At 33.4% G+C, this 17209-nt stretch carries 12 protein-coding genes; 2 read left to right on the top strand and 10 right to left on the bottom strand.

Annotated elements, in window-relative coordinates; genetic code table 11:
• Positions 1 to 9: 9 nt before the first annotated feature.
• Both ACEN2K_RS03000 and ACEN2K_RS02995 read right to left on the bottom strand, forming a co-directional pair.
• Positions 10 to 3003, bottom strand: a complete 2994-nt coding sequence (locus ACEN2K_RS03000) for a SusC/RagA family TonB-linked outer membrane protein (RefSeq protein WP_441757823.1) — start codon at positions 3001 to 3003, stop codon at positions 10 to 12.
• A gap of 444 nt (positions 3004 to 3447) precedes the next feature.
• A complete protein-coding gene (locus tag ACEN2K_RS02995; RefSeq protein ID WP_441757822.1) occupies positions 3448 to 5457 on the bottom strand; it encodes a glycosyl hydrolase family 95 catalytic domain-containing protein in 2010 nt (669 codons plus the stop codon).
• A gap of 385 nt (positions 5458 to 5842) precedes the next feature.
• On the opposite strand from ACEN2K_RS02995, the gene ACEN2K_RS02990 reads away from it, so the two are divergent.
• Positions 5843 to 6862: a LacI family DNA-binding transcriptional regulator gene (locus ACEN2K_RS02990; protein WP_441757821.1), complete on the top strand. Its 1020-nt coding sequence runs from the start codon at positions 5843 to 5845 to the stop codon at positions 6860 to 6862.
• A gap of 268 nt (positions 6863 to 7130) precedes the next feature.
• On the top strand, positions 7131 to 8165 hold the full coding sequence (locus tag ACEN2K_RS02985) for a LacI family DNA-binding transcriptional regulator (RefSeq protein WP_441757820.1): 1035 nt from the start codon (positions 7131 to 7133) through the stop codon (positions 8163 to 8165).
• Here the strand turns inward: ACEN2K_RS02985 and queG are convergent.
• From queG to nrfD, 8 genes are all read right to left on the bottom strand, one after another.
• The gene (queG, locus tag ACEN2K_RS02980; RefSeq protein ID WP_441757945.1) at positions 8157 to 9077 is read right to left on the bottom strand and encodes a tRNA epoxyqueuosine(34) reductase QueG; all 921 of its coding nucleotides are present in this window, start codon (positions 9075 to 9077) and stop codon (positions 8157 to 8159) included. The genes ACEN2K_RS02985 and queG overlap by 9 nt on opposite strands.
• Before the next feature lie 109 nt (positions 9078 to 9186).
• Positions 9187 to 10209, bottom strand: a complete 1023-nt coding sequence (gene ruvB / locus ACEN2K_RS02975; RefSeq protein WP_441757819.1) for a Holliday junction branch migration DNA helicase RuvB — start codon at positions 10207 to 10209, stop codon at positions 9187 to 9189.
• An 80-nt stretch (positions 10210 to 10289) separates the two neighbouring features.
• A complete protein-coding gene (locus ACEN2K_RS02970; protein WP_441757818.1) occupies positions 10290 to 12086 on the bottom strand; it encodes a cytochrome c oxidase subunit I in 1797 nt (598 codons plus the stop codon).
• A gap of 29 nt (positions 12087 to 12115) precedes the next feature.
• On the bottom strand, positions 12116 to 13270 hold the full coding sequence (locus tag ACEN2K_RS02965; RefSeq protein WP_441757817.1) for a cytochrome c oxidase subunit II: 1155 nt from the start codon (positions 13268 to 13270) through the stop codon (positions 12116 to 12118).
• 19 nt (positions 13271 to 13289) lie between these two features.
• Positions 13290 to 14675 carry a quinol:cytochrome C oxidoreductase gene (locus ACEN2K_RS02960; RefSeq protein ID WP_441757816.1) on the bottom strand — a complete coding sequence of 462 codons (1386 nt, stop codon included), beginning with the start codon at positions 14673 to 14675 and terminating at the stop codon, positions 13290 to 13292.
• 27 nt (positions 14676 to 14702) lie between these two features.
• Entirely contained in the window at positions 14703 to 15248 is a 546-nt protein-coding gene (locus ACEN2K_RS02955; protein WP_441757815.1) for a c-type cytochrome, read from the bottom strand.
• A gap of 7 nt (positions 15249 to 15255) precedes the next feature.
• Positions 15256 to 15780 carry a DUF3341 domain-containing protein gene (locus ACEN2K_RS02950; RefSeq protein WP_441757814.1) on the bottom strand — a complete coding sequence of 175 codons (525 nt, stop codon included), beginning with the start codon at positions 15778 to 15780 and terminating at the stop codon, positions 15256 to 15258.
• Positions 15773 to 17176, bottom strand: coding sequence for an NrfD/PsrC family molybdoenzyme membrane anchor subunit (gene nrfD, locus ACEN2K_RS02945; RefSeq protein WP_441757813.1), 1404 nt, complete (start codon positions 17174 to 17176; stop codon positions 15773 to 15775). The genes ACEN2K_RS02950 and nrfD overlap by 8 nt, the downstream gene beginning before the upstream one ends.
• Positions 17177 to 17209 lie beyond the last annotated feature (33 nt).

Here is a 17209-nt window from a genome sequence, read left to right as displayed (position 1 = left end):
TTTCTTCAATTAAAATGTTACGTTAAGTCCTACAGATATACTCTTAGATTTAGGATAAGATAAATAGTCCATTCCCGCAGAAGGAACACCTCCTAAAGTTTTATCAGTATCAACCTCTGGATCAAACCCTGAATAATTCGTAATTACAAACAAATTATCAGCATTTACATAAAAACGAGCTGATTTCATTTTCAATCTTTCTATTACACTTCCTTTAACAGTATATCCTAATGTTAAATTACCCAAACGTAAAAAATCACCTTTTTCTAAAAATTTAGTTGACGGAGAATTTGGATCTGCTTGTGCCTGTGCTGAAGTCGCAATATCAGGAGTCACATTTCTACCCCCTAATAAAGCTCCTTTAAAGAAATACGCATTTGCCGTATTATTATAAATATAATGTCCAAATGCGCCATAGAATGAAGCCGTTAAATCAAGATTCTTATAAGCTAGATTTGTCGAGAAACCCAAATTCATTTTTGGTAAAGGTTGTTTATCTAAATAATGTCTAGAAGCTAATCCTAAACCAACTTCATTGCCTTCCGCATCAGTATATAGGGAATTTCCTGAAGCATCATAACCTTTAAATTCATACATATAATAAGTATAAATTGGGTATCCGCTTTTGATAACTTCTGCATAAGCTCCTGACAGACCTTGTCCGTTTACTCCACCTGCATTCACATCTACTGGAAAATCTTTAAGTTCATTACTTAAGAATGAAGCGTTAGCAGATACATTCCACTGCAAATCATCGGTATCTATTACTTTATAATTTAAAGCAACTTCAAGCCCTTTGTTAATTAAATTTCCTTCTAAATTCAAAAATTTGTTAGAGTTTGGACCTGGCTGAGTAGCTGCTGGACGTAGTGGAAAAATTAAATCTTTGGTATCTCTTTGGAAATAATCTAATGATCCTGTCAATCTATTGTTTAACAATTCAAAATCTACACCAACACCATAAGATTTAGTAGTTTCCCATTTCAAATCTTTATTTTGATTTATCTGCTCTGCACCGTTGTTTGACCCACCAGCTTGATAAGATTGCTTCGCTAAAGCTGAGTTTGGAGCAAACTCCTGATTACCAGTTCTACCAATATTACCTCTAATTTTAAAGTCATTTAAGAATCCTTCTTCACTTTCAATTAATTTGTAAGCAATACCTCCAGCATAGAAAGTATCATATTTATTATTAGAACCTAATTTTGAAGAACCGTCCCTACGAATAGTTCCATTTAAAATTAGTTTTTTGTACAAAGTAGCTTCAGCTCTAGCAAAGTAAGACTGTAGCTCTACCTTATTTCTTGCTGATGAAGCTTGAAATTTGGCTGCGATACCACCTTCTATATTATCAATTAGATTTGTTTGATTGATACTGTAACCCACTCCTGAAGAATTGTTTCCTTCATAATTATAGTCATAGTATGAAAATCCTAAAATTGCATTCAAATTAAAATTATCACTAAAACCTTTATTAAAAGTTAAATTATGCTCAAACGTTTTATTGAATTTTGCTAGATCAGAAATATTTGCATATCCATATTTATCTACTCCACCGTTTACGTCATCAACTGCATGAAGAGCGGCACTCCTAATTTTTAGGGTTGGTAAAAATTGGCGTTTTCTACTTGAATTAGATTGCTCGATACCAAATAAGAAATTGTACTTTAATGTATTGCTAAGCTTAATTGTAGTGTTAATACTTGCAATTAATTTCTGTGTATTTGTATAATCTTTATAAGCATTTAGAAGCTCTACAGGATTTAAATAATCATCTCCTACAAAAGTGTAAGAACCATCCGGTTGATAAACTGGTAATGTAGGATTCCAATATAATGCACTACCGATTAAACTACCAATATAACCAGCATTATTAGTTACTAAAGTTGTTTGATCTTTTAACGCAGCATACATCAGTCTTGATTCAATTTTTAATATACCATCAAAGAACTCATTTGAATTATAAAATGATGCAGTATATTTATCTATACCTGTATTTTTAACAATTCCATCTGTAGAAGTAGCTCCAAATGACAGCCTCGTATTTGACGATTCAGTTGAGCTACTAAATGATAAATCATGATTTGTTGAGAATCCGTTCTGCAAAATTGCATCCTCCCAGTCATATGATCTTGATCCTTTATCTTGTCCAGGTGCTGCAAGAGCAAATTCATCAGGACTTAATAATTTAAAATCGCCTGATCTTTTACTAAACTGAACAGAGGTACTGTATGAAAGTTGAGGAACACCAGATTTTCCTTTTTTAGTCGTAATAATAATTACTCCATTCGCTCCGCGTGAACCATAAATAGCTGTTGATGACGCATCTTTCAAGATACTCATACTTTCTATATCATTTTGATTAATGAAATTTAGTGGATTTCTTGCAGATGAAGATCCAATATCAGTAATATCTCCTCCATCAGAAGAAACATTCCCTCCATCCATAGGCACACCATCAATAACTATTAAAGGTCCATTTCCAGAACGGATAGATGAGTTACCTCTAATACGGATAGAAACCCCAGCTCCAGGTTCACCACTTGTAGCAGTAACTTGTACACCTGAAACTTTACCTCTTAATAATTCTCCTGGTGAAGTAGCAGATACATTATCAAAGTCTTTGGAACTAATTTGATCAACAGCCCCTGTTGCATCCTTCTTCTTTACTGTACCGTAACCAATTACGATTACTTCTTGCAGTTCAGCCGAATCTTCCTTCAATACCACATTTATAGTAGTTTTTCCAGCCACATTTACTTCTTGTTGTTTAAGACCAATGTAAGTGAAAATTAATACTGCATTTGCTCCCACATTTCTAATGGTGTATTTTCCATCAATATCTGTTTGTGCTCCAATCGTTGTTCCTTTAACTAATATCGAAGCCCCTGGAAGTGGACCGCTGGCGTCAGATACTGTACCCGACACATCTTGTGAATGCATCAAACTTGTACATAGCATCGTTAGAAACACCATCAAGCCCTTGAGTAGACTATTTTTCATACGTAATAAATAAGTTGGTTAATAAATTGTTTGAATGGTTTTGTTTTATTTAAATCAAACTTAGTTAAAATTTATGAAAATTTTAAGAAAATCAACAACTACATCGTTTTCGTTGTACCGAAAACGTTTTCGATTTTAAAATTAATCCTTTAAAAAATTAATATAAAAAATACATAAAACATAAAAATACAGGTAAATTAAAATAATAATGATATAATTTCGATAATTACATAGGAGAAACATTGCTTTACCAACAATAAAACTTCTCCTATTTAAAAAACGTTGCTAAATAATCATTTTTTAATCAATATTATTAAATATTTATCAGTTTATAAGTTTTGGTTATTTTTTGAATTCCTGTTATGGTGCAAGTAAAAAGTAAAAGCCTGAACGCCATTTGTTATAAACGGAATTCAGGCTTTAAAAGAAAAATGTAGTATCTAGCTATTTTTCCACTATTATAGTCTTATTTTCTGGACCTAAACCTATTATTTTTAATGATTTCCATTGTTTAGGCAAAATTCCTTTGTTGTATTTCAAACCATTGTCGGATTGTTCTACACCACCAAAACCGTAGATAATTGCTTGCAACATAGCACCTGCTCCAGTGGCAAAATAAGGATTACTGCTATTAGCTGATTCTGAGAAAACACCAAAGGGCGGACGACTATTTGGCAACCATGATTTTACAAAATAGTCATATGCTTTATCGCTATTCCCTAAACGTGCGTACAAAACAGACAAGACACCAGATGCCATTGCGGGCCCATCTTTTGGGTCAATTTTGGCAGCATAATATTCTAAATCTTTTTCTATTTGTTTTCTATCAGTGATCACGTGTAATGGGTAAGCCAATAAATTCACATCAGCTTGCTTTATCATCTGACCTTCATAGCCTTTGTAGTTTTGGGTAATACCGTTTTTACTATGGATAACTAATTTATCAGCCACTTCCTTCCATTTTGGATTAATTGGTTCATTTAAAATGACTGCTGCTTTAATGGTGTTTTTAAGAGATTCTATAGCTGAAGCATTGGTAAAGGCATTATCATCTACATGCTGTGCATACTCATCAGCACCCACAACATTGTGTATAGAATAAGACCCATCTTCATTTAAAGCAACTCTGCTTACCCAGAAATCAGCAGTTTCTTTTAAAACATTCCACTCTTTTTTTAGCCATATCTTATCTTGTGTATACGTGTAGTAATTCCAAAAAGCGATCGAAATATCTGCTGTTATATGTTGTTCAAAAATCCCTGTTAAAGCCCATGTAGGAGTTGCTTCTTCACCAGTATCATCAGATTCCCAAGGAAACATGGCTCCTTTATAACCATAAACAGTCGCTTTCTGCTTGGCTTTTTGCAAACGATCAGAGCGATAATCTAAGGTGGACTTTGCCATATCAGGTTGCAGAGCCAAAAGCGTTGGATACATCCAAAGCTCTGAATCCCAAAATATATGTCCATTGTATCCCTGAGAAGACAAGCCCATAGGGGCAATGCTCTGTCTCGTCTCTGGACGGATGTAGGAATATAAATTATACAAAGCAAATCGCACGCGTTGTTGCGCATCTAAATCACCTTCGATCTGAATATCTCCCGTGTTCCATAATTCTGCCCAAGCTTTTTTATGTTTGTCTAATAGTTTATCAATTCCTTCTTGTAAGGCATATATAGGCTGTCTCTCCGATTCATTTAGAGGATCTGTAAAATCTTTAGAGGTACAAATACCCCCTGCAATTGCAAAGCGATATTTTTTGCCCTTCAAAAGCTTTTTCGAAAAACCAACTTCATCCCCCATTTGTTTTAAAGTTTCGCTTTGGCCATCGAATAAAAAGGTGGTCGATGCAGAAACTGTATGTTTACCAAATAAAGTTTTTGCAGTGGTTCCAAAGACAGGCATCCTATATTGATTGTCTTTTAAAACTCGGAATTGCCTCTTAGCTTCTTTTAGTTCATCCGGAACTACCATGTAATTATTAGCAACTATTTCTACATCTCTATTAGGAGTAATTTCAACAATAGCCATAGCCGAATAAGGTATAGCTCTATTTGCTAAAATAGTATAATCAACAGAAACCAAATCTTTAAAAGTAAACGAAGTAGTACTGAGTCCTTCCTTCATGGAAATTTTCTGACTCCAATTGCTTATATTATCTGATTTTATTTCTTGCCCATTGACGTTCAAATGAAGGTTAAGAAATTCAATCCCCCTAACAATTCTACTAATTCCATTTTCAGGGCTGGCCTCATAGACACCATTTAAAATAATTTCTTTCGTCTTCAATGGCGTATCATCTGTGACAATTCCTATCTGGCCATTTGCCATGGCTACTCCAAAATAGTTTTCACGTGATGTAGCATATAAATTCCAAGCGTCTGATCTTGATTGACTAAAAAGAGTTGTGGTTACAAAAAATAAGAATAAAATTAATTTCGAATTTGAGTTCATAATAACTTTAGTTTATATAATAGTTTCAAACATATATATTATTTTGATTAAATAAATTAAATCATCAAAAAACAGCAACTATAAAATACCGATAACGTTTTCGGTAATTTGTAAAAATGAACAGACTAATTATAAAATACAATTATCCTCATTAGCTTAACATTTACATAAAACCTCTTTAATTCCTTTGTTACCGTTTAAAAAATAACTCATCTAAAAAGTACTTTTCGAAGCTGGGCAAATAGAGGAAGCTAACATCCTTTCGGGTGGCATTTATAAAAAATGCCCTTTAGCAATCACATTTTGAAAACTGATTTACGATAATTTAATTGTAAGTTTGTTTACAGTCAAACAGTCGTTATTTAAAACTTAGGATAATTCAAATATGAAAGACGCTACACTAAAACAAATAGCTACACAATTAGGTGTCTCAATAACTACCGTGTCCAAGGCCTTAAAAAATTATCCTGACGTTAGTCCAAAAACTAAAAAAGCGGTAGTAGATCTAGCCACTAAGTTAAATTATACTCCAAACAGTTTTGCTGTAAACTTAAGAACTAAGGAATCAAAGATTATTGGGCTGATTATCCCTACAGTCGACTATAATTTTTTTTCAAAAGTATTTGAAGGAGTTTTAAAAGAAGCAGAAAAAAGAAAATACCTGGTTATAATTTTACGCTCAAATGAAAAATTGGAAGTAGAGAAAAAACAAATTGAGTTGCTTCTCAAAAAAAGAGTAGACGGCATCTTGATGTCATTATCGAATGAAACTGGTGATTTTGACCATATAAATAACATCCTACAAAACAAAACTCCGTTAGTCCTTTTTGATAAAATCGCTAAATTAGTGAACTGCTCAAAAGTCGCAATCAATGATAGGAAAGCAGCCTATGATGCAGTGACTTATTTGATAAAGAAAGGGCACAAAAAAATTGCTCATTTTAGAGGATCTTATATGCCTCAAAATTCTATTGATCGTTTTCTAGGGTATAAAAAAGCGCTGGAAGATCACAATATTATTTATGACCCAAGTTTAGTGTATATGTGCGATAATAATACGGACTTCGAAGATGGCTTTAACAATGCTAAAAAAATAGTTATCGACCATCCCGATGTCGATGCAATCTTTGCTATTACTGATTTAGTTGCCGTAGGTGCTATTAAGTATTTAAATGATGTAGGTATCAAAATGCCTGATCAAATTGCTATTTTTGGATTTTGCAATTCTTTTATGTCAGAAATAATCACTCCTAAACTGACAACGATTGACCAGCCAGGTTTTGAAATTGGAAAAAGAGCGGCATCTATTTTGTTTGACGAAATTGAATTGAAAAGAGATAATAGCACAATCAGCTTTCAATCAGTCGAATTAGCAACAACTATTATTGAAAGAGATTCAGCCTAAACACTTTTAATCGAAGAATATACACTCTTTTTCACCATAATTAGTTACTTAGAAGGACAATTATTAGAGTATTTTGATAAAAAGTACGTTAAATTGTCAATTTGTTATTTAATCAAAGACCGCAATTCTTATGATAAAAATTGATACCTTGGTAATCATATTTTAGATTAGAGAAATAATTTTACATTTAATAGTAAGGGGATTAAAAGCTCTTTAAAATTTGAATGTAAATATATTTCTACAAAGTAAACCAATAGAAATATATTTCATGAAGGACATCACGCTTAAGGAAATTGCACAAAAATTAGGTATCTCTATAACTACAGTATCTAAAGCATTAAAAAACTATCCAGATGTCAGTGAAAAAACAAAGCAAGCTGTTATTGAGTTAGCTCAAAAATTACATTACACACCGAACAGTTTTGCCGTAAACTTAAGAACCAAAGAATCCAAAACCATTGGTTTAATAATTCCTGAAGTAATGCACCACTTCTTTTCTAATATCATTAATGCCATTATTGATGAAGCAGAAAAAAATGGTTACCTTGTTATTACGTTACAATCAAATGAATCATTAGTTCTTGAAAAAAAACAGGTGGAGCTCTTAATCAATAAACGGGTGGATGGGATTTTAATGTCCCTTTCTAATGAGTCAAATAACGATGACCATATTAAGGACATAATCAACAGAAATATTCCCTTTGTAATGTTTGATAAAATATCAAAGTTATGCAATTGTTCTAAAGTTATTATTGATGATCAGAAAGCGGCATTTAATGCAGTACAACATTTAATCGATAATGGTTATCGTAAAATTGCCCATATTAGAGGCCCTTTAAACCCTCAAAATGCTATTGATCGCTTCATTGGTTACAAAAAAGCTTTAGAAAAAAATAACATTCCGTTTGACCCTTCATTAGTTTATACTTGTGAAAATGTTACCTTCCAAGAAGGTATTGATTTTGCAAAACAAATAATTGAGGACCATCCTGATGTAGAAGGAATATTTGCTATTACTGATTTGGTTGCGGTAGGCGTTCTCTCCTATTTTAATGATAAAGGGATAAAAATTCCAGAACAGGTTGCGGTTATTGGATTTAGCAATTGGTTTATGTCTCAGGTACTTACTCCAAAATTAAGCACAGTTGACCAACCTAGTCATCAAATGGGTATAGAATCCTTTAATTTATTATTAGAACAAATGAATTGCCATAAAGAAGACAAACCATTTAAACCTAGAATAATAGAATTAGAAACAGTTGTTATTGCCAGAGATTCGACTTTAAAAAAATCACTACTTTAAAAAATCAATGTTGCGTTTTAAACCATTAAACTTACTCCGTTTGATTGGTGAATCTTTAAAAACAACTTTGAACGTTTCCTCGGTTATTTCCTCCCAGTCTTTTTTTGACATGGATAAAACATCAGGATTTGCATGCAATAAAGGTTCGTTGTGTGGTTTTGAAAATTTGTTCCAAGGGCAAACATCTTGACAGACATCACAACCAAAGGCCCACTCATCAAATTTCCCCTTCATTTCTGCGGGGATATTGTCTTTTAATTCAATTGTAAAATAGGAAATACATTTACTCCCATCTACTACATAAGGTGCAACTATAGCCTGTGTAGGACAAGCATCTAAACAGGCGGTACAACTGCCACAATGATCTGTTGTAGCGTTGTCATAATCTAGGTCTAAATCAATAATTAATTCAGCAATGAAATAAAAGGAACCTACTTTTTGAGTTAGTAAATTACTGTTTTTACCAATCCAACCTAAGCCACTCTTAGCTGCCCAGGCCTTGTCTAGGACTGGAGCTGAATCTACAAAGGCGCGACCCGATACTTCACCTATATTTTCTTGAATAGAAGCTAATAACTCGTTTAGCTTTTCTTTAATAACAAAATGGTAATCTTTTCCGTACGCATATTTAGAAATCTTATACGAATTTGCCTCTTGTAAAGTATCTGGATAATAATTCAGCAGTAAGGAGATAACACTTTTAGCATCGTCAACTAGCAAAGTTGGATCTAAGCGTTTATCAAAATGATTTTCCATATAGGACATTTGTCCATTATGATTCTTATTTAACCAATTTTCTAACCTAGGGGCTTCTTGTTCTAAAAAACCAGCTTTGGATATACCACAAGCAAGAAATCCGAGACGCTTGGCTTCGGATTTGATGAATGCTGTATATCTTGCTTTTGATTTAATAACTTTTTGTATTGCGGTTATTGTAGCCCTGATGGCAGCGGCATCCTTTACTTGCTTTCTTTAAGCAAGTAAAGATATAGCGAACAGCAGGATAATGCTTCTAAACCTCTTAAAATAAGCCACCCTGTATATTCGAATTAATTTTACCTAAATGTTTATAAGCCTTATCAGTAACTTCCCTACCTCTAGGTGTTCTCATTATAAAACCTTCTTGAATCAGGAATGGTTCATACACTTCTTCAATAGTTTCACTACTTTCTGAAACAGCTGTAGCTAATGTAGTAAGTCCCACAGGACCACCTTTAAATTTATCAATTATAGTATTTAAAATTTTATTATCCATCTCATCTAAACCATGAGCATCCACATTAAGCGCTCTTAGGGCATAACGTGCTATTTCAATATCGATAGTTCCATTACCTTTAATTTGCGCAAAATCCCTCACTCTACGTAGTAATGCATTAGCAATACGCGGTGTTCCCCTACTTCTACCTGCAATTTCTATTGCCGCTTCCATCGAAATTGGCATTTTAAAGATACTGGCAGATCTTTCCACGATAGAAGTCAGTAACTCTGTGGTGTAATATTGCAAACGAGAGGCAATTCCAAAACGAGCTCTCATTGGTGCTGTTAACAAACCTGATCGAGTAGTGGCACCTATTAATGTAAATGGATTTAAGTTGATTTGAACCGTTCTAGCATTTGGCCCCGATTCGATCATAATATCAATTTTGAAATCCTCCATTGCAGAATATAAATATTCCTCAACTATGGGACTCAAACGATGAATCTCATCAATAAATAGGACGTCTCTTTCTTCTAGATTTGTTAGAAGTCCTGCTAAATCACCTGGCTTATCTAATACAGGCCCAGAGGTGATTTTTATCCCAACATTTAACTCATTTGCAAGAATATTAGCTAAGGTAGTTTTACCTAAACCTGGAGGACCATGAAATAAAGTATGATCTAATGCTTCATTTCTTTGATTAGCAGCTTGAACAAAAACTTTTAAATTCTCCAATATCTGATCTTGTCCTGAGAAATCATCAAAGGATAAAGGTCTAAGTTTTTTTTCAATATCTAATTCCTCTGAATTATAACCGTTTGCTGTAGGGTCTAAATTTTCATTCATGTAACAAAGATACTATAAAGTTATATGTAAATAAAAATGCCTTTCTAAAATAGAAAGGCATTTTTAATACTATTTAAATACTAGTGATGTAATATTTCTTCACCAGGTTTCAAAGGTACATTTTGAGGTACAAAATCTACATCATGACCAGGATTACTATAATCATAAGGCCATCTGTGTACTTCTGGAATCTCTCCTGGCCAGTTACCATGCATATGTTCAACTGGTGTAGTCCATTCAAGTGTATTTGATTTCCATGGGTTTTGAACCGCTTTCTTACCGTAAAAAATACTGCTAAAGAAGTTGTATAAGAAAACCAATTGGAAAGCCCCTCCGATTAAAGCAAAAGTTGTAATTAATACGTTTACGTTTTGCAAGTCATCAAATAATGGGAAATTTGTGTTTGTATAATAACGTCTTGGTAAACCAGCTAATCCAATAAAGTGCATTGGGAAGAATACTCCATAAGCACAGATAGCAGTTACCCAAAAGTGAACGTATCCTAAATTTTTGTTTAACATTCTTCCGAACATTTTAGGGAACCAGTGGTAAATTCCAGCAAACATTCCATAAAGCGCAGATATACCCATTACTAGGTGAAAGTGAGCTACAACAAAATATGTATCGTGAACATTAATATCTAAAGTACTGTCTCCAAGAATAATTCCTGTTAAACCTCCAGTGATGAAAGTAGAAACTAAACCAATAGAAAACAACATTGCTGGATTCAATTGCAAGTTACCTTTCCATAAAGTAGTAATATAGTTAAATGCTTTTACTGCTGATGGGATTGCAATTAAAAGGGTAGTAAATGTAAATACTGATCCTAAGAATGGATTCATTCCCGAGATAAACATGTGGTGACCCCAAACAATTGTAGATAAAAATGCGATAGCAAGAATAGACATAATCATCGCTCTATATCCAAAAATTGGTTTACGAGAGTTGGTTGCAATAATTTCAGAAGTTATCCCTAATGCTGGCAATAATACAATATAAACCTCTGGGTGACCTAAGAACCAAAATAGGTGCTCAAACAATACTGGAGAACCACCTTGGTAGTGTAAAACCTCTCCTGCAATATAAATATCAGAAAGGAAGAATGACGTACCAAAACTTCTATCAAAGATCAATAATAAAGCTGCTGATAATAAAACTGGGAATGAAACTACTCCAATAATAGCAGTAACAAAGAATGCCCAAATTGTAAGTGGCAATCTTGTCATTGACATTCCTTTTGTTCTTAAGTTAATAACAGTAACAATGTAATTTAAAGATCCCATTAAAGAAGAAGCAATAAATATAGCCATTGAGATTAACCAAAGTGTCATACCCATTCCTGAACCAGGAATAGCCTGTGGCAATGCACTTAAAGGTGGATAAATTGTCCAACCAGCAGATGCAGGTCCAGCTTCAACAAATAAAGATGAAATCATGATTACACTTGATAAAAAGAATAGCCAATACGAAATCATATTCATAAATCCAGATGCCATATCTCGAGCACCAATTTGAAGCGGTATTAATAAGTTACTAAATGTTCCACTTAATCCAGCAGTTAGTACAAAGAACACCATTATAGTTCCGTGTATTGTTACTAAAGCCAAATAGATATCATTTGCCATAACTCCATCAGGAGCAAATTTATCACCTAGTAAAAAATTAAAGATCTTAAAAGATTCTTCAGGCCATGCCAATTGCATTCTAAAAAGCATTGACATACCTACACCAATAACTCCCATAATAATACCTGTAATTAGGTACTGCTTAGCAATCATTTTATGATCAATACTAAAAATATATTTAGTAATGAATGTGTCTTTATGATGATGTTCGTGTTCGTGATCGTGTCCGTGATCGTGACCTACTGCTGACATATATGTTTACTTTAAATTTTCTTAAATATTTATTTTTTAGCGATTACAGAAACTGCCATAGTATCTAGTAATTTAACTGAATCATTACTCATTTGACCTTCAACAGTAGCTGGGGCAGTAGCCTCTTTCACTTGTTGAGCTAAGATAGCTTGCTCTGACAACCATTTTTTATAATCTTCTGGAGTGTCAACAACAATTTTCATTTGCATATTGTAATGAGAAGCACCACAGATTTTGTTACAAAGAAGTAAATAATCGAAAGTATAAGGATCTAAAGCAGTTCCTCCTTTAGCTACTAAATCGATACTTTTCTTAGCTCTTAAATCATTAATATGTGAAACTTTTTCTACCATATATGGCAACTCTCTATATTCAGCTGTCGTATATACAGGTTCAAAAGCAAATTCAGTTACCATTCCAGGAACACAGTTCATCTGCGCTCTAAAATGAGGCATATAAGCAGAGTGCAATACATCCTGAGATCTCATTTTGAAATGCACCTTTTTCCCTTTAGGGATATGCAATTCAGAAACAACAATATCATCTTGTGCATAAGGATCTGATAAATCAACACCCAATGTATTAATTCCTTCAATATATCTCACATTAGCTTTACCTAACACATTATCATCTCCAGCATACCTTGCTGTCCACTTAAATTGTTGTGCATATAATTCAACAACAATAGTATCTTCTTCTTCGTCGATGAACATAATATTTGTCCAAGCGTACAATCCGTATAGAATTAAACCAGCCAAAACCACTGCAGGAATAATACTCCAAATTGCTTCTAATTTATTATTATCAGCAAAATACAATGCTTTTTGTTCTTTTTTACCTCTATATTTAAAAGCAAAATAGTGTAATAAAACTTGTGTTATTGCTTGAACTGTAAACAAAAGAATCCAAGAAATATTCATTAAATTATCAACTTGAGCACCATGTGCAGAAGCCGGAGTATGTAAAACTAAACCACCCCATGTAATCAAACCATATATTGAGAAGATGTAGATGAAGGCAAGAAAACCAAACATCATATATCCCTGAACATTATTATCATTATCATTTGCTACTTCAGAACTGTCCGAACGAGATCCTACTTGAGTAAGATCAAATATTTTCGTCAATTGCCATAAAGCAACAGCCAATAAAACTAAAACTATAATTACCAACAAACTTGTCATCTGTTTATCTCTTTAAATATTAATAATGAAAATGTTTACTTTCTTCTATAAATGGATTTCTTTTTGGCAACAAAGGAGCTTTAGTTAATGCAGTAAACACTGTAAAAATAAATAATCCAAGGAAGAAAAGAACAGATGAAATCTCAGGTACTCCAATAAACCATCTGTCACCAACTGTACCAGGCATAATCATATTGAAAAAATCAATATAGTGACCTGCTAGTATAACAACACCTGCCATAACAAGTATCCAAGTGATTCTTTTAAAATCAGTGTTTATTAAAATCAATAATGGGAATACAAAATTCATAACGATAGCTCCAAAGAAAGGCAAATTATATAATTGTATTCTTGTTATGAAATAAGTAATCTCTTCAGGAATATTTGCATACCAAATCAACATGAATTGAGAGAACCATAAATACGTCCAAAAAACACTAATACCAAACATGAATTTAGCTAAATCATGGATATGACTTGTATTAACATATTCTAAGAAACCTCTCGATTTTAAGTATAAAGTTACCATCGTAATCATCGTAATACCACTTACAAAGAAACTAGCAAAAACATACCATCCAAAAAGAGTACTAAACCAGTGTGGGTCGATAGACATAATCCAGTCCCATGACATAATAGATTCTGTTACTATAAAGAATACTAAAAATCCAGCAGTCATCTTAAAATTTTTCTTGTAGTAAGTATTGTCGTTAGATTCATCTTGAGCAATACAGTTTTTAGCAGAATAGTATCTATAAAGATTCCATCCAATTAAAAATATAGCAGCTCTAACAATCCAAAAAGGAAAGTTTAAATAACCTGCTTTGTTAGCAATAAGTTCATCATGAGCTACAACTTCAGGATCTAACCAGATAAATAAATGATTAAAATGTAGTCCGCACAATACTAATATTATAAAAAATATTGCAGAACCCCAAGGCAAGTAAGCCGTTATTCCTTGCATAACTCTAAACAAAACAGGAGACCATCCCGCTTGAGCCACTTGTTGAATTGCATAAAAAGCTAAAACACCCATTGCAATCAACATAAAGAAGATACAAGCAACATAAAGCGCTGCCCAAGGCTTGTTTTGCAATTGGTGCAATACATGAGTTAAATGTTCATTATGTTCAACTGCTTCTTTTGCTTCATTAGAATTAGCATGAGTAGTTGTAGTAGCGTGAGCTTCATTAGTAGTACTATGAGAAGTTCCATGAGCTTCGTCAGTAGAAGTCATTTCTTCATGACTAGCTTCTCCATGTCCACCATGGATTTCTGCTGCAAGAAGACTTTCTACTTCTTGAATATCTTTTGGTGCACTTAAAAAACCATACCCTATTCCTAATAGACCTACAGCCATTAAGATGAAAGAAAAAGTTTTTAATTTACTTGAAAATGTATACATATCTATTACGATCAGTTTGTTCAACAATTATAATTGGCTTTTTAGTTTTAGAACATAGTCAGCAACTAACCAACGTTCGTGTACGCTTAATTGATTCGCATGAGAACCCATTGCGTTTAAACCATAAGTTTCTACGAAAAAAATACTTCCTTCTGTAATTACCCTGTCTTTATAACTAGGAACTCCAAGAAACTTTTCTCTTTCAACTAATTTACCTTTTCCGTTTCCAGTTGCACCATGACAACTAATACAGTATATATCAAAAAGATCTTTTCCTTTATCAGAATTTCTATCTAATGAATCTAAAGGTGAAACAAGATTAGCTTTAGCCAGCTCATAACCTCCAGTAGTATTTTCGTAATCGAAAGGTTCAAAACCTCTGTTAATCGATCCAGGAGCAGGAAGTTGACCTTCTTGTCCATTCTTAAATGCATCCGACTCTGAATAGGTTTCATATCCTACAGATTCATACATATTAGGAAAGTACTGATAATTTGGTGCTTTATTATTATGGCATGATGCTACTAACATAGTAATACCAAATAATAGTGTTATTTTATATACGGTTTTCATATCTAAATTAATTCTTTTCAATTACTTTAACTTCTACAGCTCCTGTATTTTGGAAAAAAGAAACTAACTCTTCTTCATTATTATTAATGGAAACTTCCATTAAGAAGTGATCATCTGTAGTTCTAACATCTGGGTTTTCAGCTTGTTTGAATGGCCACAATTTACTTCTCATATAAAAAGTAACAACCATTAAATGCGCTGCAAAAAACACAGTCATCTCAAACATAATTGGCACAAACGCAGGCATATTTTGAATAAAACTGAAACTTGGCTTACCTCCAATATCTTGAGGCCAGTCTTGAATCATTATAAAATTCATCATAGTCGTTGCAACTGTGATACCAACGCAACCATACAAGAAAGCACATATAGCTAATCTTGTAGGGGCAATTCCCATAGCTTTATCCAATCCGTGAACCGGGAATGGTGTAAAAACCTCTTCAATATGATGATGAGCTGCTCTAGTTTTCTTAACCGCATCCATCAATATATCATCGTCATTATAAATGGCGTATATTACTTTATTATTCATGATGTGAATCTTTATTTGCTTCTCTCTCTCTTTTGTAATTATCTCCAGTTCCTTTCAATATTGTTTTTACTTCTGCTTGTGCTATTACAGGGAATGTTCTAGAATACAACAAAAATAATACAAAGAAGAAACCAATTGTTCCAATGAAAATTCCAATATCAACAAATGTTGGTGAAAACATCGTCCATGAAGATGGTAAATAATCTCTATGTAAAGAAGTAACAATAATTACGAATCTTTCAAACCACATACCAATGTTTACCACTATCGAAATGATAAATGAAAACATAATACTTGTTCTTAATTTTTTAGACCACATGAATTGTGGAGAAAACACATTACAAGTCATCATTGACCAGTAAGCCCACCAGTAAGGTCCTGTAGCTCTATTTAAGAAAGCATATTGTTCGTACTCTACTCCAGAATACCAAGCAATAAATAACTCCGTAATATAAGCAACACCGACTATAGAACCAGTAATCATGATTACAATGTTCATTAACTCAATATGCTGAATAGTAATATAAGCCTCTAGGTTAGATACTTTTCTCATAATGATAAGCAAAGTGTTCACCATTGCAAATCCAGAGAAAACTGCTCCTGCCACAAAATACGGAGGGAATATAGTCGTATGCCATCCTGGTATAACAGAGGTAGCAAAGTCCATCGATACAATAGTATGTACAGAAAGTACAAGAGGTGTAGCTAAACCAGCTAGAACTAAAGATACTTCTTCAAAACGTTGCCAATCTTTTGCTCTTCCACTCCATCCAAAACTTAATATTGAATAAACTCTTTTGTTAAATGGAGTTATCGCTCTATCTCTTAACATTGCAAAGTCAGGTAATAAACCAGTCCACCAGAAAACTAATGATACTGATAAATATGTTGAAATGGCAAATACATCCCATAATAACGGTGAGTTAAAATTCACCCATAGAGATCCAAATTGATTTGGTATTGGGAGAACCCAATATGCCAACCAAGGACGACCCATATGTATAATTGGAAATAAACCTGCTTGAACAACAGAGAAAATTGTCATGGCTTCAGCAGAACGGTTAATTGCCATTCTCCATCGCTGACGGAATAATAATAGTACTGCAGAAATTAATGTACCTGCGTGACCAATACCAACCCACCAAACGAAGTTTGTGATATCCCAGGCCCATCCAACAGTTTTGTTTAATCCCCATGTTCCAATACCTGTAGATACAGTGTATATAATACAACCTATTCCCCAAAGGAAAGCGGCTAGTGCGATTGAAAATACAATCCACCAATGCTTATTAGCTTTACCTTCAACAGGTGCAGCAATATCTACTGTTACGTCGTGATAAGATTTATCACCTATAACTAAAGGTTTTCTAATGGTTGCTTCGTAGTGAGACGACATAATCCTTTATATTGTTTCTTAATTAATAATTTT

This window comes from Flavobacterium sp. W21_SRS_FM3 (assembly GCF_052113625.1).
Classification (GTDB): domain Bacteria; phylum Bacteroidota; class Bacteroidia; order Flavobacteriales; family Flavobacteriaceae; genus Flavobacterium.
This window is presented reverse-complemented; position numbering and strand designations above follow the sequence as displayed.

Coding starts and splice junctions, on each gene's coding strand:
- ACEN2K_RS02990 (WP_441757821.1), top strand. CDS start 5,843: ATGAAAGACGCTACACTAAAACAAATAGCTACACAATTAGGTGTCTCA.
- ruvB (WP_441757819.1), bottom strand. CDS start 10,209: ATGAATGAAAATTTAGACCCTACAGCAAACGGTTATAATTCAGAGGAA.
- ACEN2K_RS02985 (WP_441757820.1), top strand. CDS start 7,131: ATGAAGGACATCACGCTTAAGGAAATTGCACAAAAATTAGGTATCTCT.
- nrfD (WP_441757813.1), bottom strand. CDS start 17,176: ATGTCGTCTCACTACGAAGCAACCATTAGAAAACCTTTAGTTATAGGT.
- ACEN2K_RS02955 (WP_441757815.1), bottom strand. CDS start 15,248: ATGAAAACCGTATATAAAATAACACTATTATTTGGTATTACTATGTTA.
- ACEN2K_RS03000 (WP_441757823.1), bottom strand. CDS start 3,003: ATGAAAAATAGTCTACTCAAGGGCTTGATGGTGTTTCTAACGATGCTA.
- ACEN2K_RS02995 (WP_441757822.1), bottom strand. CDS start 5,457: ATGAACTCAAATTCGAAATTAATTTTATTCTTATTTTTTGTAACCACA.
- ACEN2K_RS02970 (WP_441757818.1), bottom strand. CDS start 12,086: ATGTCAGCAGTAGGTCACGATCACGGACACGATCACGAACACGAACAT.
- ACEN2K_RS02950 (WP_441757814.1), bottom strand. CDS start 15,780: ATGAATAATAAAGTAATATACGCCATTTATAATGACGATGATATATTG.
- ACEN2K_RS02960 (WP_441757816.1), bottom strand. CDS start 14,675: ATGTATACATTTTCAAGTAAATTAAAAACTTTTTCTTTCATCTTAATG.
- ACEN2K_RS02965 (WP_441757817.1), bottom strand. CDS start 13,270: ATGACAAGTTTGTTGGTAATTATAGTTTTAGTTTTATTGGCTGTTGCT.